We start from the raw sequence: 18241 nt of genomic DNA on the forward strand, positions 1-18241 counted from the left end.
ACTATATTATGAAACTGAATGCCACTTGGCACTTTTTTCCTTTATGATTTAGGGTGAATCATTTGGATAACTAATTGTTCACAAACATTTTGCCAACTAACATTGGCAGTCCATTTTTGGCGTGCTTTCAAAATTAGCGCCAACCGTTCCGCCTGCTCTTCCGTTATTTTTTTGGCTTGCTGTGTCGCAACACTTTCTTCCAATAATTGACGGTAATAAACCATTAGCAAGTCAAAGCTAAGCGCTTGTTGTTCTTTTTCCTTAAATACTTTGACCATTTTCTTCTGAACGTAGATAAATGCCTGTAAATCATTACTTTTTAGATAATTAAACCATTGCAAAATGATTTCCCTAGCTTCATTAAACCATTCATCTTGAGAGATTTCAACTGCTTTCTCAAAACTATTTGTCAGCTCAGCTAAAAGGGTTGCAGTCTTTTCACCAATCCCCTGTTTGATTAAGCGATCAATTAATGTTTTTTTGACTAATGGTTGAAAATGTAAGGTTTGGCATCGTGATTGAATCGTTGGTAAAATTCGAGAAAGCGAAGTGGTTTCTAAAATAGCTAAAATTTGTCCTTCTGGTTCTTCTAAAAATTTTAAGAGACTATTGGCTGCGCCGGTACTCATTTTATCTGCTTCTTGAATTAAGAAAACTTTTTTAGCAGTCTCGACCCCACTTTTAGAAAACTCCGCTTTTAATTCACGGATTTGGTTCACTTTGATGGTTTGCCCATCTGGCGCAATTCTTAAAACATCTGGATGTTCATTTTCATTAATCCGCACACAATTATGGCATTCGTTACAAGGCTGTTGATTTACTAAATTCGTACAAAAGACATGTTTCGCCATCCATAAGCCAAATTCTTGTTTTCCAGTTCCTGTATCTCCTTCAAAAAGATAAGCATGGGCAAGACGACCATGCTCAAAACTTTTTTGGAGTTGCTTGTACAGCAAAGGTTGCATTTGCTGTAGCTGTTGTGCTTCATTCATCTTAATATTGATGGAATCCTTCAACTGGTAAGACGAAGCAAGTAGCGCCGCCTACTTCAACTTCCACAGGATAAGGAATTTGGCCATCCATTGTGATATCTAAAGTCACAGGTGTTGAAACATATTGTTTTCTTGATTGACATGTTTCTTTAATTAAAGCTAATGTTTCGTCGACACGTTCATCATCAATCCCAATAATAAATGTGCTGTTTCCCGCTTTTAAGAACCCACCTGTTGAGGATAATTTTGTAGCACGAATATTGGCATCAATAAATTCGTTGGCTAATCGGTTACTATCTTTGTCTTGTACAATGGCTAAAATAATCTTCATGGTCTACACCTTCCTATAATTAAAAGTTTTCTGGATAACGTTCAATAATCGCCTGATACGTTGCTTCTACGACAAGTTCTAAACTCATCCGTGCATCAATCTTTTTGATACGTTGTGGATTTTCTTCTGCTAATTTCAAATATTCATGACGAACACGTTGATGAAATTCTAATCCTTCTGAATCTAAGCGATCAATTTGCTGTGTTCGATTTTCTTGAATCCGCCGTAAGCCAGTATCTGAGTCAACGTCTAAATAAATTGTAAAATCTGGTGAGACACCTTCTGTCGCAAACGCATTAATTGAAGCAATTGGTGCAATCCCAATTCTACGCCCAGCGCCTTGGTAGGCTAATGAGCTGTCAACAAAACGATCACATAGGACTAAATGACCTGCTTCCAAAGCTGGCAAGATTTTTTCCACTAAATGTTGACGACGAGCAGCTGCGTAAAGTAAAGCTTCTGTTCGCTCATCCATTCTGTCATTTCTTGGATCTAAAATAACTGTTCGAATCTTTTCGGCAATCGGTATGCCGCCTGGTTCTCTTGTAGTGACAATTTTTCGTTTTGACTCTTTAGCTAATCTTTCAGAAACTTCCTTCAAAACACTGGTTTTACCAGCACCATCTGGACCTTCAAATGTGATAAAAATACCCTGCACGTGTGAAAACTCCAATCAATTTTTACTTGTATCTATTATACTTCATCTTGCTCTATCAGTCTAATTGAAATCCTTATGTCCTATTTAAAGTGATGCATCCGCTGAAAAAAAAACTGAAAAAGAAGTACGGAAAAGCTTGAACTGCGACATTTTCTCACAGAAACGACCTACTTCGATTTCAACTTCTTTTTCCAACGATGTTTCTTTTAAATTTCTCGACGTCCTTCGACTGCTTTTAGCAAGGTTATTTCGTCTGCATATTCAATATCGCTGCCGACAGACAAGCCGTGTGCCAAACGAGTAACGGTGATTCCGGCTGGTTTAATGAGCCGTGATAAATACATCGCCGTCGCTTCTCCTTCAGTGGTAGCGTTGGTTGCTATAATGACCTCTTTCACTTCATCATCGTGCAATCGTTTGATCAAAGAGGCAATATTAATATCTTCTGGTCCTGTTCCTTCCATCGGTGAAAGCACCCCGTGGAGTACGTGATACAAACCTTGATATTCACGCATTTTTTCCATTGCCATAACGTCTTTTGGTTCTTCCACTACTAAAATAATACTACGGTCACGATTTTTATCTTGGCAAATTTCACAAGGATCTTCTTCAGTAATATTTCCGCAAATACTACAGAAATGGAGATCTCTCTTGACACTAATTAGCGCTTTTGCAAAAGCATTAGCATCTTCTTCTTTCATATCAATTGTATAAAAAGCAAGCCGTGTCGCTGTTTTTTGACCAATTCCTGGTAATTTCATATAACTTTCAATCAATTTTGCAATCGGTTCTGGATAATTCATGAGGCTTCTACAGTCCTTTCTTAGCAAGGCGTTTCTGTTATTACTGAGCGAGTTACAACAGATTTTGCGTCACTGAATATCTTATCACGCCCTGTCAAAAAAGCAACTGACAATTACTGCTTTCTAATACAAAAACAAGTCGTTAGTTACGAGCACTAAACGACTTGTTTTTGTATTAACCAATCCAGGTTTCGTGTGTATAGGCCATTTCCCAAAAAGCGTATTCCATCTCACTGCTGATAACAAAAGCGGTAATCATAGCTGCTTGTTCTTGTGATGAACTTTCTTCATATAATTGGTCTAACAGTTGGCGTTCCTCTTGGACGTGTTGGTACGCTTCCTCCCCAGCATAGGTTTCAATCCAACGTTGGTACAGTGGCTCTGGTGAGTGTTGTTTGACTAACTGTGAACCAATTTCTTGATAGAGCCAAGAACAAGGCAACATACTTGCTGCGGCCGTCTTAGGCGTTCCTTCAATAAGTTGGCGATACATATGAGAAACATAGTGATAAGCGGTTGGTGCAATCGGTGTCGCTGCAACTTCTTCTTCTGTAATCGCTAGTTCTTCAAAAAAAGTTTCACGAATAGTTAATTCACCCAACGCGAGATTTTCCGCATTTGTTAAGAGTAATTTTTTCAATCGAGGTTGTTGCGTTTGTGCCGCAATCAAGCGATAAAGTTGACTAAAGTGTTTTAAATAGTAATGATCTTGAATTAAATAGTAGCGAAAAATCATTGGACTCAAGGTTCCTTCATGTAACTCTGTGATAAAAGGATGCTGAAAACTCCCTTGCCAAGAAGCTTGCGCTTGTTCTTTGGCTTGTTCTGTAAATGTCATAGGTTTCTCCTTTACGTTAGAAAAATAAACAAATTGGTAAAAATGATGATCAAAATAGCAAGCCCAAGACTGACTTTTGCTGACACAAAATGCTCTTTTCGACTTCTAGTGGCTCCTTCTTCATAGCCATGGGCAGACATTGCTTCCGTATATTTATCTCGCCAAGAAACAGCAACGAGCAGTGTTTTAACATAAAGCATCGGCGACCAAAAATGAAACGTTTTGCCACGGAGTAGGCTTGCTTCTTTTAAATCATTAATTTCTCTTTTCACTTCCGGTAAGGCGTGAACCACCACTAAAATTCCATAAACAAAGTTTGGTGCTAGCCCCTTTTGTTCCAATAACAACAATAATTCTTCAAAATCAACGCCTACAGCAAAAGCTAGTCCTAAACCGGCAAAGGCATACGTTCGACTAAACAAAAGCCAGGCTTGTTGACTACTCGTACCATGCAAATAAATAGACCAAAACGTCCCGATTGCTGGTAAAAGTGGCAAGAAAAATAACCAAAGCAGTAAGCGGGATTTTCGCTGGCCTATTAAAAAAATGATACAACCCATAAAAACCGCCAAATTTGCCAAAATTGACTGAGAAAAAGATAATTCAAAGGTCAAAATAAGAATCAAAGAAGCATAAATTGCTGCATTTGTTTGCTTTATTTGCATGTGGTTCCCTCCTGCCAGATAATCAGTTGTTGCTGCAGCAATTCTATTCGATAATTGCTCACGCCAGAGAGAGGTTCTAGCCGATGCGTGACGATTAGAAAATCTTGTTGCGCACTTTTTTCTTTGATCCATTCAACAAAATAATTGCATGCTCGCTCATCTAATCCAGCAAAAGGTTCATCTAAAAGTAAACAGTCCAAATCTAAGCTCAGCAAACTAATTAATTGCACCATCTTTTTTTGCCCTTCACTTAGTTGAAAAACACTGTGCTCTAGTTTTTCTTTTAAACCTAAAAAAGTTAAGGCTTCCTCTTGTTTTCTTCTTTTTTCTGCTGTCATGTTCTGACCAAACAAAAGCTCTTCTCGTAAAGTCAACGTGACAAACTGACGATTGGCTTGTTGCACCGCTAATGTCATGTGTTGATACAATTTTTTTGAAGCCCGCAAGCGGCGGCCTGCCAAGAACATTTTCCCTTGATATTTTTGTCTCTGAACGATGGCTTTTAATAAGGTGGATTTTCCCGCCCCATTTGGCCCCGTCAACGTGGTAATTCCTTTAAACAAAAGCGCTTCTTTTTCTTCAAGTAGCACTCGTTTTCCCTGAGACAAACGAAAATTTTTCAATTGGAGCATTGGTTGTTTTACCACAGAAGTTGTAAGCTGAAATGTCTGCGGTTTTGTTTTGATAAACGTCAACGGTTGTTTTTCAAACTGGCCGTTTTTCAACGTGACGACTTGGTCCACAACATCAGCGTAATCGTTGAAATCGTGGTCGCACACCAAAATCGTTTTGCCTGCTTGATGGAGTCTTGCTAAAATTTGAATAAATTGTTTTCGAGAGGTTGGATCAATACTTGCAAAAGGTTCATCTAATAAAAGAATATCTGGGTTCATTGCTAGCAGAACTGTCAACGCCGCTTTTTGTTTTTCACCACCAGATAACGTCGCTAATTCTCGTGTGAATAAGGTTTGAGTCTGAACAAGTTGAAGCGCTGTTTGGATTTTTCGGTTCATTTCTTCAGGCGAGATTCCTAAATTTTCTAAAGCAAAAATCAGTTCTCGTTCCAAGGTTTTCATTGTAAATTGTTGACTGGGGTTTTGAAACAGCATGCCAATTTTTTGCGCCTTTTCACGAGTTGATAATTGTCGGCGTTCCATTCCTTCAATCAAAATTTCTCCTTGGTAATCAAGCGGAGCAAATCCGGCAATCAATCGTAAGAGCGTTGATTTTCCACTACCACTATCGCCAATTAATAAGGAAAACGTTCCTTGAGGAATTGCTAAATTTGTCTTTTCAAACAAGGGTTGTTCTCGTGAAAAGGACACAGCTTTTAATTGGATACTATTCATTTTGCCTTCACAGCTAACCCTTGCGCAGACTGATACATTCGTAAAATAACTTTCGTTAAGAAAATACCAAAGAAACAAATAGAAACGAACCGAACGCTAATTAAAGCAATGTTCATCCCCAGACCGTAATTGCCATAACCAAACTTAAAGTATTCATACACATAACTAAAAATAGTCGTCCCAATCGCACTATAAAATAACGTTAGTGTATCGTACCGTTTGTAGCGTGTCACAAAAAAGCCACTTTCACTACCTAGGCCTTGAATCACACCAGAAATTAATACACTAGGTCCGAAATACGAACCATAAAGCATTTCTGCCAAAGCGGCTAAAACTTCCGCCAAAACAGCACTTCCCGCTCGTGGAATCAGCATCGCTGCAATTGGTGCCACCATGGTCCACATTCCAAATAAAAGCTCATTGGCAAATGGACTCAGTCCTAATGGTAACAGCGCAGCATTCAATAACGCATAGAGGAACCCTGCCCCCATAAAAACACCGCCAAACAAAAAGGCTAAAAAAGCGAGTAAGACGACTTGTTGCAATGACCATTTTTTCAATAAAAAAACTCCTTTCTCTTAACAAAAAGCAAAAGGAGTGACTTAAATAAACCCTGATAAAAGAAAACACACTCATCCTAGGACAGAATGAGTGCGTGAAAAATCAAAGTAAATCGGCATTTCCCTGCGACAGTACTAACTGCATCAGGTTCAATGGGTATCATCTCAGCCATAACAGCACCCCAAATGTTTTTTATTAAAATGTACTTTTACTATAGCATAGAATAATTATAAAAACTAGTCTTGGCACTTTTTTCTTTCATCAAAAGCTGAAGAAATCAAACAATTTTGTAAGATAACTGTTAGGCAAATAAATGGTTGGTTTTTCTGGACTTTGTTATATTGTTCTTTATGAAAGAGAGGCGTTTATACTATGGGTAAAACATTAACTGGCTTTCACTTGAAAGTCATTGGGGTTATTTCAATGGTCTTTGACCATCTATTGCAATTTTTTAGTTTTTTAGGCGTGCCTGGTTGGTTCGGATGGATTGGACGAATTGCTGCACCTATTTTCTTATTTGAAAGTTCTGAAGGCTTCATTCACACAAGCAATCGGCGAAAATACATGTTCCGGTTATTGTTAGGCTTCTGGATTATGGGGATTCTGAACGGCATTTTAAATGCGTATTTTTCAACAGGTGGCTTAATTATCAATAATATTTTTGGGACGTTATTTTTAGGTACGGTCTACATGCAGTCTATGGACTATTTTAAACAAAAACAAATTGGTAAAGGGCTTCTTTGGTTTATTGTGCCTTTATTAATCAGTGCCCTACCTCTCGTTGTTTTTAGTTCTCCAGACATATTAAGCAACCCTGCTATCTTAATTGGTTTCCAACTTTTCAATCTGATTGTGCCATCACTAATGATGACAGAAGGTGGGTTTTTATTTGTTCTCTTGGCCGTAGCTTTTTATTTATTCCATGGCAAAAAGTGGTTACAAATTTCAGCAATTGGCGTTGTTGCGTTGATTTCAGCAGCCAGCTATAATTTCCAAGAACTATTCGGGGTGAACCACCAATGGATGATGATTTTAGCAGCGATTCCAATTGTTCTTTATAATGGTGAAAAAGGCCGTGGCATGCGGAATTTCTTTTATATTTTCTATCCAGCTCACATTGCTATTTTTGCAATTATTAGTTTCTTCATGCAACGTTAATTATTTTCTGCTTGACGATTGCCTAAAAACTGTTTACAATGCAACATGTAAACAAATCGTACAGATAACACGCAAGTTGCGTGTCGAGAGAGAGGCGGTTTCTATTCTTATAGAAACTGCTTCTATTTTTTTACGAAAAAATGAAAACTATAGAGGTGATTAAATGGAACAAAAAAACGTACGATTATTCCCTGCCGTTTTAGCGACAGGAATTATGTCTTTTGCTGGCGTATTAATTGAAACAGCAATGAATGTAACCTTTCCGACATTAACAAAGGAATTTGGTGTTTCCACCGGTACCGTGCAGTGGGTGACAACGATTTATTTATTAGTTATTTCTATCATGGTGCCCTTATCCAATTATTTATTAAAAACCTATTCGTTAAGACGCTTATTTATTGTTGCGAATCTTTTCTTTTTGATTGGTTTAGCGATTGATGTCTATTCGCCATCTTTCAGTATCTTGTTATTAGGCCGACTCTTCCAAGGGGCTAGCACTGGGATTGCTTTACCACTGATGTTTCATATTATTTTGAACTTTACCCCGCTGGAAAAACGAGGAACGATGATGGGGGTAGGCACATTGACCACTTCAATTGCTCCAGCCATTGGTCCAACGTATGGTGGAATCTTAACATCTTCCCTGTCTTGGCACGCCATCTTTTTATTCTTAATTCCTGTTTTACTACTTTCTTTGTTTATGGGATTATCTGCTATTCCAGAAATACCTGTTAAAAAAACCACCACTCTTGATTTGGTTAGTTTAATTGGTATTGCCCTGTTATTTAGTGGTTTGTTGATGTTTTTAAGTAAAATTGGCACATTGTTTGGCTGGCTTTCACTTCTGGCAGCCGTTATTGGCTTTGTTATTTTTTATAAACGAGCAACGACCGCTGAACAGCCACTAGTACGTTTGACAATTTTAAAAAATCCCGCCTTTGTTTTATTTTTATGTGGCTTTTTAGTTTGTCAATTCTTATTGTTAGGTATTTCCTTTGTCTTACCAAACTTTGTTCAAATCGTCCTTGGAAAAAATGCGTTTGTAGCTGGGCTAGTCATGCTGCCAGGTGCTACAGTCGGGGCCATTTTGGCACCACTTTCTGGACGAGTGTTGGATCAATACGGCGCTAAAAAACCTATATTATTTGGCTTAAGTTTGGCGACAATCGGTTGGCTAGCTTTAACAATTTTACTAGAGATGCCTGTTTTATTAGGATTCGTCGCTGGACATGTTACCTATATGATTGGTCTAGGTTTTGCATACAGTAATATGATGACGACTGGTATGAGCTTGTTAGAGGAGAAAGATTTTGGCGACGGCAATACGTTATTTAATACACTTCAACAATTTTCTGGCGCTATTGCGACGGCCATTGTAGCGACGATTATTAATATCGCTCAAGACCACGCAGATAATTTTGCTCAGGGGACAACGATGGGCTCCCTCATTTCTCTGATTTTCTTGTTAACCTTATTAGTAATTGTTTTAATTGCTTGCTGGAATTATTTCCGCAAAAAAGCTTAAAAAAAAGCAGCTGGTCAGTTCCATAGTAACCAGCTGCTTTTTTTAGTTTTCTAAAGATAGTTGTTTTTTTGTTCTTCTTGCTTCCGAATATAAAGTACGAACAAGACAGCAATTAACACGATAAAACCACCAAAAATCGGTGTATATGTTACTGATAAATGATCTGTGACCACCCCACCTGTCATTGAGCCGACGGTAATCCCAATATTAAAGGCTGCAATATTAAAAGCTGAGGCCAAAGTGATATCTTTTGGAACATACTTTTCCGCTAATTCTACAACATATAGTTGTAACCCAGGTACATTCATAAAGGCAAATAGACCCAACATCAAACTTGCTAATAAGCCTAGAAGACTGTTATCCATTAAAACAGTAATGAATAAAAAGACTAAGGACAGAATTAATAAGCTAAACATTTTTACTAACGAATCTAAAGGTTTTTTATTTGCCCAGTGACCACCTACTGTATTGCCAATTGCGACCATTACGCCATAAACAACTAAAATAATCACTACCGCGTTGGCTGAAAAGCCTAAATTTTCCAATAACGGTGACAAGTACGTATATGCAGCAAACGTTCCACCATAACCAAAAGCAGTAATTAGAAAAGAGAAAACGAGGGGTTTGTTCGTAAAAATCCGCGTGATTCCTTTTAAGTCAACCTTCCCTGGTATCGGTAAATTTTTGGGAACTAAAAAATAACTAGCAATCAGTCCCACCAAGCCAATACTGGCTATAAAAAGAAAGGACATATGCCAAGCTGTTTGTTGCCCAATAAACGTCCCTAAAGGTACGCCAGTCACTGTTGCAACCGTTAACCCCGTAAACATAATAGCAATGGCACTGGCTCGACGTGATGGCGGCACAACATCTGCGGCGATGACAGTCGAAACAGACATGAAAATGCCATGCGCCAATGCAGAAAGTATCCGCCCTACCAATAAAATAATAAACGTTGGCGCAAACGCAGCAATTAAATTCCCACTAATGAAAAGAAGCATAATCCCCAGCATTAATGAGCGACGATTCCATTTTCCTGTCAAAATTGTTAATAACGGCGCCCCAATCGTCACACCTAAAGCGTACAAAGAAACAGTCAAACCTGCTTGGGAAAGACTAATATGAAAACTTTTAACAATCATTGGTAATAAACCCACACTAATAAATTCTGTTGAACCGATTGCGAAAGCATTGATAGCTAATGCAAAGAGCGTTAAATTTGGTGAAATTTTCTTTTCCATTCTCTTCCTCCTAAAAAACATTTGAATTTCAACAAAAATTACTATATACTAAGATTGAAATTTTGATAAGTACCTACTTTTTTGTATCATAGGTACCTTTTAGTAACTTTTGGTTATTATCAACCTATTAAGGAGGAATGTTTTTTGGAAACTCGTACATATGCGATTGGTGTCGAAGCAACGATGGATGTTATTGGCGGTAAATGGAAACCAATTATTCTGTGTAATTTACGGCACGGCGCCATGCGCCCCAGCGATTTAAAACGCGGTATTACTGGCATTAGTCAAAAAATGCTGACACAACAATTACGGGAACTCGAAGAAGACAACATTATCGAGCGGAAAGTTTACAACCAAGTTCCACCAAAAGTCGAATATTATTTAAGCGATTATGGTCAAAGCCTCTCTGCTGTCTTAGATAACTTATGTAATTGGGGAGAATCCCACGTGGCTCATTTGCAAGAACAAGGCCAAGAAATTTATTTAAAATGTGAAGATTAGTGAACAAAACGTTTATAAACTATATTAAGAGGGAGCTTTAAGCTATTTAAAGCCTGGGGAAAAATCATTTTAGATTTTTCCCCAGGCTCTTCTTATGCTTTAATAACTTGAATATCTTGCGTTAATTGGGCCCAATGATTAGTAGGTCCGTGACCATGTCCAACAGAAATTGCTTGGCTAATGGCCCCTTGTATAAACTGTTTGCCAATCACAATCGCCGCTTCTAACGGCGTACCTTTTGCTAATTCGGCTGCGATACACGCTGAAAAAGTATCTCCTGTTCCATGAGTATTTTTCGTTACAATTCGTGGTGCACTTAGCCAAAAGCTCGAACCGTCTTCCATTAACACATAATCAGCCGCTTGTTGATTTGTGCTATGTCCGCCTTTCATAATAATATTTTTTGTGCCCAATTGCTGTAATTTTTTTGCTGCGGTCTGCATTTCTTGTTCTGTCTTGATGGTCGTTTCTAGTAAAACTTCCGCTTCTGGTAAATTAGGTGTCACGACCGTTGCTAATGGCAACAGTTGCTCTTTAATCGTTTGAACTGCCTCGGCTTCTAACAAATGATGTCCACCTTTAGCCACCATTACAGGATCGACAATCAACGGACCAAAATCAACTTTCTGCAAATTGCGAACAACAGCTTCGACACGCTCACTATCTGCTAACATCCCCGTTTTCGCTGCCCCAATTTTAAAATCAGCCGCCAGTGATTGGAATTGTGCATCAATAAATGAACTAGGAATCGGTAAACTATCTTGTACGCCATACGTATTTTGTGCCGTCAATGCAATGACAATATTTAAGCCAAATGCCTGCCGTGCTTGAAATGTTTTTAAATCTGCTTGCATGCCAGCTCCCCCACCAGAATCAGAACCAGCAATCGTGACTACTTGTGGGGTCAAATTATATTCGGTCATTTTCTCACCTCCAACATTCGCTCCGTTACACGCATCAACCCTTGAACTTTCTCGGTTATCTGTTCAGCCAGCATAATTTCACTGACCAGTGAAACACCAGCCACTCCCGTTCCCATAAGTTGTTCTATATTTTCTTCTTTGATTCCACCAATCGCTACAACAGGAATCGTGACTGCTGCGGCAATTTCAGAAAGTGTCTGCAAAGAAGTTAACGGACTGTCCTTAGTCGTTGTGGGGAAAATTGCGCCCACGCCTAAATAATCGGCGCCCTCGTTTTCCGCTTCAACTCCTCGTGCCACCGTTTTGGCTGAAACACCTACGATTTTTGTGGACCCAACCAGTTTTCGCACAAGAGCAACCGGTAATTCATCATCCCCTATATGCACACCTGCCGCATCCACTGCCAAGCAAATATCGACACGATCATTAATAATCAACGGAATCTGATACGCATCTGTTACCGCTTTAACTTTCACTGCTAATTCGTAAAAGCGCCGTGTTGACACTTCCTTTTCACGCAGTTGGACCAATGTCACTCCACTGCGACAAGCAGTTTCAATTCGTTTTAAAAATTCAGTATCACTAAAATCATACCGTCCTGTCACCAAATAAACTTTCAATTGCTCTCTCATAGCACTCGTCCTTTCACCGCCTCAAACCAATCCTTCTCCTTCATTAAAAGAGATAACTGATTTAACGTATTTTGGCGAAAATCGGCCAGCCCTTGGCTCTTAGTCTTGGCTTTTTCTCCGCAAAGATTAAAATAGCTCACTGCGGCTACTGCCGCAGTCATTGGCGCGTTGCCTTCACCTAATAAAGCGGCAACTAATGCGCCGACTAAATCGCCCGTGCCAGTGAAACAATCCAACTCAGGAACGCCATTTTGTAAGACAATCACTTGCTCTTGGCTAACCAAAACATCTTGAATCCCTGTTGCTAAAAATACCGTCTGGGGAAACTTTTGCGTTTGTTGACGTAAAGCCTGAATCAGTTCCTCAATTGCTTCTTCACTTTGATCCAAAGGGCTGCCATCCACTCCTCTGCCATGACTCACCAACTGGCAAAAAGTCCGCATTTCTGAAAGATTTCCTTTCACAACGGTTGGCTGATTGTGCACCAGCTTTTCCCCGACTTCATTTCGAATATCACTGGCGCCATAACCGACTAAATCGACTACGGTCAGTTTATTCACTTGCCGAGCATAATCACTAGCTGCTAACAAGCTTTGCTCTCGTTCTTGTGATAAATGGCCTAAATTCAAAACCAAAGCACTGGTTTGCTGAAACAACTGCGGAAATTCCCGGGGATCATCTGCCATAATGGGCTTAGCATCAATATAAAGTAATGCATTCGCCATAGACTCACACGTAATTTCATTCGTAATGCACTGAATTAATGGTGCCGTTGTCAGTGGAAAAATCGTTTCAAACTTAACGCTTGTTTTCATAAAAGTACCCTCCTAAAAATAATTCCTGTGTTTGTTTAAATACCCGAGTTTCTTTCAGTTTTACTAAGACAAGCCAAGCAATCACTGAACCAATCAGTGTGGCACCAATAAATCGTGGTGTATAAATGAACCAATAAAAATTCTGCTTACTGCCAGTAAACCAAACCATTACAGGATAGGACAATAACGAGCCAATGATGCCTGTCCCAAAAATTTCCCCTAGCATCGACCAGCCTAATTTTTGTCCCCATTGATAAAATAAACCAGCAAAAAACGCGCCAAAAACGGCACCTGTTAACGCTAATGGCGGAATACCTAAGAATGTCATACGGATTAAGCCGCAGACAAGTGCCATGAGCGTTCCGTAAAGAGGACCTAATAAAACTCCGGCAATAATGTTCATGACACTGGACATAGGGGCCATTCCCTCAATTCGCATTAATGGTGATAATACGACGTCCATCGCAATCATTAAAGCTAGTAACGTAACTCTGTGGATTCGATTTTTTTCCACGTAAAAAAACTCCTTTCTGCGAGAAGCAAAAGGAGGCGCGACTGAAAAAGACAGAAAAACCCAACCACAAATAAACGTAGTTGGGTGCAATAATCGGTCAAAATTTCAAGACATTTCCCTGCGCCAGTCCTAACTGTTTCAGGTTCCATGGGTATAATCTCAGCTAATAGCACCCCAAATGTTTCTCTTCAATTGGCTTTAGTATAGCATAGTTTTTTGGAAGCGACTACTAAAATTGCCAAAGAGTTTTCCCACAAAAACAGAAAAAACGTCATGCCCAAAAAGTTCGATTTTTTGGGCATGACGTTTTTCATACTTTCGTTTGTCTTATTTTTTAGAATCCTGGCATTCCTTTGGTGTATTTACCTAAAGTTGCTTCGGTTTCTTTTTCAATTTTTACTAACGCATCGTTGACAGCCATAATGACTAAATCTTGTAACATATCAACGTCTTCAGGATCAACCACGTCCTCTTTAATGGTCAAATCTTTCATTGTGCGATCACCAGTAAAGGTCGCTGTCACAAGTTGATTGGTGGCTTCACCGATAAATTCTTTTTCATTTAGCGCTTCTTGCGCTTTGGCCATTTCTTTTTGCATTTTTTGTACTTGTTTCATCATGCCTTGCATGTTGCCCATTCCTCGCATCATAATTCCTCTACTCCTTCATATTAATCATCTAGTACTTCGACAAGCTCTTCACCAAACATAGCGATTGCTTCATCTACTACTGGATTTTCTTGTGAATGTTCATTTGTTACAGGCGGTTCGTCCGCTAGACGAGCCATTTCATTTTCAGGTTCAGAATGATTCAAACTGCCCTGATTTTGGTTAATAAAACTTTGTCTTAGTTTTGGCCAGCTTTCTCTAGTAATGCAGACCATTTCTGGTGTATAGTCCATCAAACGGCTTAAATTATTATTGAAAGCTAACTGCATCTCTTCATCGTCTGTTGCACGAGCACAAACAATCTCATAGTCAAATGCCACCACGATGCCCTTAGGACTCGCTGCGACAGGTTCACTAGCTTTGAGCATCGCTCGTTGAGTCACAGATAATGTTTGCAGTAAGTCTTCCCAGACATTTTTCACATTCATTAAATGTGTTCTAGTCGCTTCGTTTAAGACTTGATATACCCGTTCTGTGGGTACACGGAACGAACTTTTTGGCGCTTGTGGTCGTGCTTGTTGACGTGGCGCATCTGCTTCTTTGGCAGCTACACCGTGTTTCTTTAGTTCAGCCAGTTCTTTCTTCAGTTGCCCGATTTGATTTTGTAAATCTGCTAATTCTGGATTTCCCTCTGCACTACCATCTTGATTAGCTGTTTCTGGCGTGTTGTGTTTATTGGGTTGCACCGTTTTAGCTAATTTGACAGTGGCTACTTCCAAATAGATATTCGCATTGTTGGTAAAGCGGATCTCATTTTGTGTGTCACTTAAAATTTGGATTAGTTGGTAGATTTTTTCAGCAGGTGTTTGTGTAGCTAGTTCCTTAAATGCTTCTGTCAAAGTTCCTGCTTTTTCTGCTAATAACTTCGGTGCTTGCTGATACATCAGCAAATCTCGACAATATAATAACAAATCTTCTAAGAAACGGCGCGCTTCTTTGCCTTCGCCTAAAATACTTTCCAAGCCTTCTAATGCTCGTTCAACATCACCGGCGACACAACACTGAATATAATGATCCATCATTTCATAGGTTAGGCTGCCTGTCACTTGCATTGCATCTTCCAGTGTTACTTTTTCATCACTAAAGGAAATCGTTTGATCCAAGATACTCAAGGCATCTCGCATCCCACCTTCCGCAGCACGCCCAATCACATAAAGGGCTTGTTCCTCATAATCGAGAGCCATTTCCTGCATGATATGGGCCATATGATCGACGATATCTTGCGTACTAATTCGCTTAAAATCAAAGCGTTGCGTCCGTGAGATAATCGTTAACGGAATCTTGTGTGGTTCAGTCGTTGCTAAGATAAAAATAACATTTTGTGGCGGTTCTTCCAAAGTTTTTAAAAGTGCATTGAACGCGCCTGTTGATAGCATATGAACTTCATCAATAATATAAACTTTGTACTCGGCTTGTGTCGGTGCATACTTTGCTTTATCACGAATATCACGGATTTCTTCCACGCCATTATTACTCGCCGCATCAATTTCAATGACATCATTTAAACGACCTTCCGTAATGGCTACACAGGTTTCACAAACATTACAAGGTTCACCATCTTGACTATGTTTACAGTTAATCGCTTTAGCGAAAATTTTTGCGGCACTGGTTTTACCTGTACCACGAGGGCCAGTAAATAAATAGGCATGAGATGTTTTCTTTTGCACTATCGCATTTTTCAGTGTCTGAGTAATTGCTTTTTGTCCTACTACGTCATCGAAACGTTGTGAACGCCAGACCCGATAAAGTGCTTGATAAGCCATTTTTTACCCTCCCTTATTTTTCATTCTTATCTATTATACGTGATTTTTAGTCATTCGGCATCTTTTTTCTTTTAATGAGTCACTGGCGCAACCATTGCTAAAAAAGCCGCTTTTCCTTCACTTGTTTCTGCAAACGCACTGGCTTCTTTTAATCGCTGTTGATACGCTGAAGCGACAGTTTCAAGTGCCTGCGTTTTCTGGTTGTTCCAAGTCGTTAAACCTTGGACTTCTGCTAACGTTAACGAAGGCTTTGCTTGAGGTCGACTAAAAATTAAGTCCATGACATATAAAAGTTCTTTTCGTCGTGCAACGATTTGTATCTCATCCGTTGGCAGTTTCAGCATTTGCCATTGCTCAAAAATATCATTTGCGGCTTGGGCAACTTCTGACGCATTCGGTCCCTCTAGGCGAAATGTCGCAACTGGCCAATTCACCATTCCTGCGTTGATTAAAGGATAGTTAGCTAACTCAACATATTCTGAAATGCTCGCTTCGGCTAATGGAAATTGTTGCAAACCCGTTTGATAATAGACATGCTCATTTTGTTCAAAGTCAGCATCAATCCCAGCAAAATAATGAGGAAAGACCTCAACAATTTTCAACAATTGCTGAAAAGTCTTAATTGAACGTTTCGCTGACTGATGTTTTTCAAACGCAATCACACCTTGTTGCTGATATTGTGCCTGTTTTACAAAGGAAAATCCCCAGCTTTCGCCATCTAAGTTCATTCGAATCACTCGATGGTTCGTAGTCGCAGGAAATTGCTGACTTCCCTGGTAGCCTTCTGTTGCCATGCACCATTCACAGCGGGGATAGCTTTGTGCAGAGAGCGTTGCTTTTGACGCCTCACTGTGGACCTTATTTGCTAAAAAATCACCATAGACTGTTGAAAAAACAACAGGTTCTTCCTGTTCAATGACCGTACCGTTTTTTTGACAAAGTTGGTAAAAATACTCGGTAGCCTCTTGTGGCTCTTTGGCATAATGTTGTGCAAAAAAAGCATTAACCACAGAAGGTGGCGGTGTTAACAAATCCATCAATTGCACCATGAACTGTTCTTTTTGTTGCTCTGTTTTTACAAGTTGGTTGGCACTCGCAACTTGACACAATTGTTCCGCCAAATCAGCGGCGGGTGTTGCCACAGGCCGTATGTCTACTTCGCCTAATTCTTGTTCACCAATCATTGATAATAAACGGTTCTGAAGATATAAGCGATCCAATTCCATCCAACCACCTGCTTGAATAGCAAGTGTGGTAAAATCGGCAATCATTTGACTCGTGGTCATCGATTCATTCCTCCTATTACTTTTCTTGATATCCATGTGGATGAGCTTGATGCCATTGCCAAGCGGTGGCGATAATATCCTTGACCTCAGTTACTTCTGGTTGCCAGCCTAAAACTCGTTTGGCTTTTTCACTAGAAGCAATTAACGTACTAGGATCCCCTGCTCGGCGTGGGGCGATTGTCGCAGGAATTTCTTGACCTGTCACTTCGCGTGCAGCATCTAACATTTCTTTAACAGAATAGCCGTTGTTGCTACCCAGGTTAAAGACGTCACTTTCGCCGCCATTTTTCAAATATTCTAAAGCCAAAATATGTGCTGCAATCAAGTCTTCAATATAAACATAATCTCGAATGCACGTGCCATCTGGTGTATCATAATCATCCCCAAAAATACTTAGCTCTGCTCGTTGGCCCAATGCCACTTGTAAAATAATTGGCACAATATGCGTTTCTGGCGTGTGATCCTCACCAATTGAGGCATCTTTTTTTGCTCCTGCAACATTAAAATAACGCAAAGCAACATATTTCATTCCATAAGCGTTGTCGCACCATTTCATGATTTTTTCCATCATTAATTTACTTTCCCCATACGGATTTTTAGGATTCGTTGGGGTTTCTTCTGTAATAGGCATTGCTTTTGGTTCGCCATAAGTGGCCGCTGTGGAAGAAAAAACAATGTGTTTCACTCCGAATTCTTGCATAACTTCCAAGGCAATTTGAGTGCCGTGAACATTGTTATTGAAATACATTAACGGTTGCTCCACGGATTCTCCTACCAAAGAATTGGCCGCAAAGTGCAACACCCCTTCAATTGATTCTTTTTCAAAGACACTACATAAAAAAGCTTTATCACGAATATCGCCTTCATAGAAAGTCGCTTGTTCATGAACTGCTGAACGATGCCCCGTTAATAAATTATCAACAACCACAACGGCATAGCCTTTTGAAATTAATTGATCAACGGCATGTGAGCCAATGTAGCCTGCGCCACCTAATACTAAAATAGACATAAATACGCTC

20 protein-coding genes and 2 riboswitches are annotated in these 18241 nt (G+C 39.6%); of the genes, 3 read left to right on the top strand and 17 right to left on the bottom strand.

The window, feature by feature from the left end:
* Positions 1-41: 41 nt before the first annotated feature.
* The 8 genes from holB to IGL32_RS10635 form a co-directional block, all read right to left on the bottom strand.
* Positions 42-992 (bottom strand): DNA polymerase III subunit delta', encoded by a 951-nt coding sequence (gene holB / locus IGL32_RS10600; protein WP_002389791.1) that lies wholly within the window; start codon positions 990-992, stop codon positions 42-44.
* A gap of 1 nt (position 993) precedes the next feature.
* Positions 994-1323, bottom strand: a complete 330-nt coding sequence (locus tag IGL32_RS10605) for a cyclic-di-AMP receptor (RefSeq protein ID WP_002356367.1) — start codon at positions 1321-1323, stop codon at positions 994-996.
* Between the two features lie 19 nt (positions 1324-1342).
* Positions 1343-1981 (bottom strand): dTMP kinase, encoded by a 639-nt coding sequence (gene tmk, locus IGL32_RS10610; protein WP_002356366.1) that lies wholly within the window; start codon positions 1979-1981, stop codon positions 1343-1345.
* 206 nt (positions 1982-2187) lie between these two features.
* Positions 2188-2784, bottom strand: coding sequence for a recombination mediator RecR (gene recR, locus IGL32_RS10615; protein WP_002356363.1), 597 nt, complete (start codon positions 2782-2784; stop codon positions 2188-2190).
* A 175-nt stretch (positions 2785-2959) separates the two neighbouring features.
* Positions 2960-3622, bottom strand: a complete 663-nt coding sequence (gene tenA / locus IGL32_RS10620; protein WP_129194988.1) for a thiaminase II — start codon at positions 3620-3622, stop codon at positions 2960-2962.
* Between the two features lie 11 nt (positions 3623-3633).
* Positions 3634-4287 (bottom strand): CbiQ family ECF transporter T component, encoded by a 654-nt coding sequence (locus IGL32_RS10625; RefSeq protein WP_002359432.1) that lies wholly within the window; start codon positions 4285-4287, stop codon positions 3634-3636.
* Positions 4278-5636: an ABC transporter ATP-binding protein gene (locus IGL32_RS10630; protein WP_002379779.1), complete on the bottom strand. Its 1359-nt coding sequence runs from the start codon at positions 5634-5636 to the stop codon at positions 4278-4280. Before IGL32_RS10630 ends, IGL32_RS10625 begins: the two co-directional genes overlap by 10 nt.
* Entirely contained in the window at positions 5633-6196 is a 564-nt protein-coding gene (locus IGL32_RS10635; RefSeq protein ID WP_002359429.1) for an ECF transporter S component, read from the bottom strand. Before IGL32_RS10635 ends, IGL32_RS10630 begins: the two co-directional genes overlap by 4 nt.
* 104 nt (positions 6197-6300) lie before the next feature.
* A riboswitch (TPP riboswitch) is annotated at positions 6301-6391 on the bottom strand.
* Between the two features lie 178 nt (positions 6392-6569).
* Between IGL32_RS10635 and IGL32_RS10640 the strand changes: the two genes are divergently transcribed.
* Both IGL32_RS10640 and IGL32_RS10645 read left to right on the top strand, forming a co-directional pair.
* Entirely contained in the window at positions 6570-7355 is a 786-nt protein-coding gene (locus tag IGL32_RS10640; RefSeq protein WP_002362333.1) for a TraX family protein, read from the top strand.
* A gap of 163 nt (positions 7356-7518) precedes the next feature.
* The gene (locus IGL32_RS10645) at positions 7519-8880 is read left to right on the top strand and encodes an MFS transporter (protein WP_002362334.1); all 1362 of its coding nucleotides are present in this window, start codon (positions 7519-7521) and stop codon (positions 8878-8880) included.
* A 50-nt stretch (positions 8881-8930) separates the two neighbouring features.
* On the opposite strand, the gene IGL32_RS10650 is transcribed toward IGL32_RS10645, so the two are convergent.
* On the bottom strand, positions 8931-10121 hold the full coding sequence (locus IGL32_RS10650; RefSeq protein WP_002356350.1) for an MFS transporter: 1191 nt from the start codon (positions 10119-10121) through the stop codon (positions 8931-8933).
* A gap of 144 nt (positions 10122-10265) precedes the next feature.
* Between IGL32_RS10650 and IGL32_RS10655 the strand changes: the two genes are divergently transcribed.
* Positions 10266-10622 (top strand): winged helix-turn-helix transcriptional regulator, encoded by a 357-nt coding sequence (locus IGL32_RS10655; protein ID WP_002356348.1) that lies wholly within the window; start codon positions 10266-10268, stop codon positions 10620-10622.
* A 92-nt stretch (positions 10623-10714) separates the two neighbouring features.
* Here IGL32_RS10655 and thiD read toward each other — a convergent pair whose 3' ends face one another.
* The 8 genes from thiD to galE form a co-directional block, all read right to left on the bottom strand.
* Entirely contained in the window at positions 10715-11545 is an 831-nt protein-coding gene (gene thiD / locus IGL32_RS10660) for a bifunctional hydroxymethylpyrimidine kinase/phosphomethylpyrimidine kinase (RefSeq protein WP_002362487.1), read from the bottom strand.
* A complete protein-coding gene (gene thiE, locus IGL32_RS10665) occupies positions 11542-12177 on the bottom strand; it encodes a thiamine phosphate synthase (RefSeq protein ID WP_002365071.1) in 636 nt (211 codons plus the stop codon). Before thiE ends, thiD begins: the two co-directional genes overlap by 4 nt.
* Positions 12174-12992 (bottom strand): hydroxyethylthiazole kinase, encoded by an 819-nt coding sequence (locus tag IGL32_RS10670; RefSeq protein WP_002367227.1) that lies wholly within the window; start codon positions 12990-12992, stop codon positions 12174-12176. Before IGL32_RS10670 ends, thiE begins: the two co-directional genes overlap by 4 nt.
* Entirely contained in the window at positions 12976-13464 is a 489-nt protein-coding gene (gene thiW / locus IGL32_RS10675; RefSeq protein WP_002356342.1) for an energy coupling factor transporter S component ThiW, read from the bottom strand. The genes IGL32_RS10670 and thiW overlap by 17 nt, the downstream gene beginning before the upstream one ends.
* Positions 13465-13604: 140 nt before the next feature.
* Positions 13605-13693: riboswitch (TPP riboswitch) on the bottom strand.
* A 147-nt stretch (positions 13694-13840) separates the two neighbouring features.
* Positions 13841-14155: a YbaB/EbfC family nucleoid-associated protein gene (locus IGL32_RS10680; RefSeq protein WP_002382484.1), complete on the bottom strand. Its 315-nt coding sequence runs from the start codon at positions 14153-14155 to the stop codon at positions 13841-13843.
* A gap of 20 nt (positions 14156-14175) precedes the next feature.
* Positions 14176-15936, bottom strand: coding sequence for a DNA polymerase III subunit gamma/tau (gene dnaX / locus IGL32_RS10685; RefSeq protein WP_002356340.1), 1761 nt, complete (start codon positions 15934-15936; stop codon positions 14176-14178).
* A 71-nt stretch (positions 15937-16007) separates the two neighbouring features.
* Entirely contained in the window at positions 16008-17258 is a 1251-nt protein-coding gene (locus IGL32_RS10690; protein WP_002380784.1) for a UDP-glucose--hexose-1-phosphate uridylyltransferase, read from the bottom strand.
* A complete protein-coding gene (gene galE / locus IGL32_RS10695; protein WP_010710225.1) occupies positions 17239-18231 on the bottom strand; it encodes a UDP-glucose 4-epimerase GalE in 993 nt (330 codons plus the stop codon). The genes IGL32_RS10690 and galE overlap by 20 nt, the downstream gene beginning before the upstream one ends.
* Positions 18232-18241 lie beyond the last annotated feature (10 nt).

The sequence above is a fragment of the Enterococcus sp. AZ035 genome, assembly GCF_050548325.1.
Taxonomy (GTDB): Bacteria; Bacillota; Bacilli; order Lactobacillales; family Enterococcaceae; genus Enterococcus; species Enterococcus faecalis.

What these genes read in the sequence shown, in the direction of transcription:
- thiE (WP_002365071.1), bottom strand. Translation starts at nt 12,177, where the DNA reads ATGAGAGAGCAATTGAAAGTTTATTTGGTGACAGGACGGTATGATTTT.
- holB (WP_002389791.1), bottom strand. Translation starts at nt 992, where the DNA reads ATGAATGAAGCACAACAGCTACAGCAAATGCAACCTTTGCTGTACAAG.
- IGL32_RS10690 (WP_002380784.1), bottom strand. Translation starts at nt 17,258, where the DNA reads ATGGATATCAAGAAAAGTAATAGGAGGAATGAATCGATGACCACGAGT.
- thiD (WP_002362487.1), bottom strand. Translation starts at nt 11,545, where the DNA reads ATGACCGAATATAATTTGACCCCACAAGTAGTCACGATTGCTGGTTCT.
- IGL32_RS10625 (WP_002359432.1), bottom strand. Translation starts at nt 4,287, where the DNA reads ATGCAAATAAAGCAAACAAATGCAGCAATTTATGCTTCTTTGATTCTT.
- IGL32_RS10670 (WP_002367227.1), bottom strand. Translation starts at nt 12,992, where the DNA reads ATGAAAACAAGCGTTAAGTTTGAAACGATTTTTCCACTGACAACGGCA.
- IGL32_RS10680 (WP_002382484.1), bottom strand. Translation starts at nt 14,155, where the DNA reads ATGATGCGAGGAATGGGCAACATGCAAGGCATGATGAAACAAGTACAA.
- recR (WP_002356363.1), bottom strand. Translation starts at nt 2,784, where the DNA reads ATGAATTATCCAGAACCGATTGCAAAATTGATTGAAAGTTATATGAAA.
- galE (WP_010710225.1), bottom strand. Translation starts at nt 18,231, where the DNA reads ATGTCTATTTTAGTATTAGGTGGCGCAGGCTACATTGGCTCACATGCC.
- IGL32_RS10645 (WP_002362334.1), top strand. Translation starts at nt 7,519, where the DNA reads ATGGAACAAAAAAACGTACGATTATTCCCTGCCGTTTTAGCGACAGGA.
- tenA (WP_129194988.1), bottom strand. Translation starts at nt 3,622, where the DNA reads ATGACATTTACAGAACAAGCCAAAGAACAAGCGCAAGCTTCTTGGCAA.
- thiW (WP_002356342.1), bottom strand. Translation starts at nt 13,464, where the DNA reads ATGATTGCGATGGACGTCGTATTATCACCATTAATGCGAATTGAGGGA.
- IGL32_RS10650 (WP_002356350.1), bottom strand. Translation starts at nt 10,121, where the DNA reads ATGGAAAAGAAAATTTCACCAAATTTAACGCTCTTTGCATTAGCTATC.
- IGL32_RS10605 (WP_002356367.1), bottom strand. Translation starts at nt 1,323, where the DNA reads ATGAAGATTATTTTAGCCATTGTACAAGACAAAGATAGTAACCGATTA.
- IGL32_RS10630 (WP_002379779.1), bottom strand. Translation starts at nt 5,636, where the DNA reads ATGAATAGTATCCAATTAAAAGCTGTGTCCTTTTCACGAGAACAACCC.
- IGL32_RS10640 (WP_002362333.1), top strand. Translation starts at nt 6,570, where the DNA reads ATGGGTAAAACATTAACTGGCTTTCACTTGAAAGTCATTGGGGTTATT.
- dnaX (WP_002356340.1), bottom strand. Translation starts at nt 15,936, where the DNA reads ATGGCTTATCAAGCACTTTATCGGGTCTGGCGTTCACAACGTTTCGAT.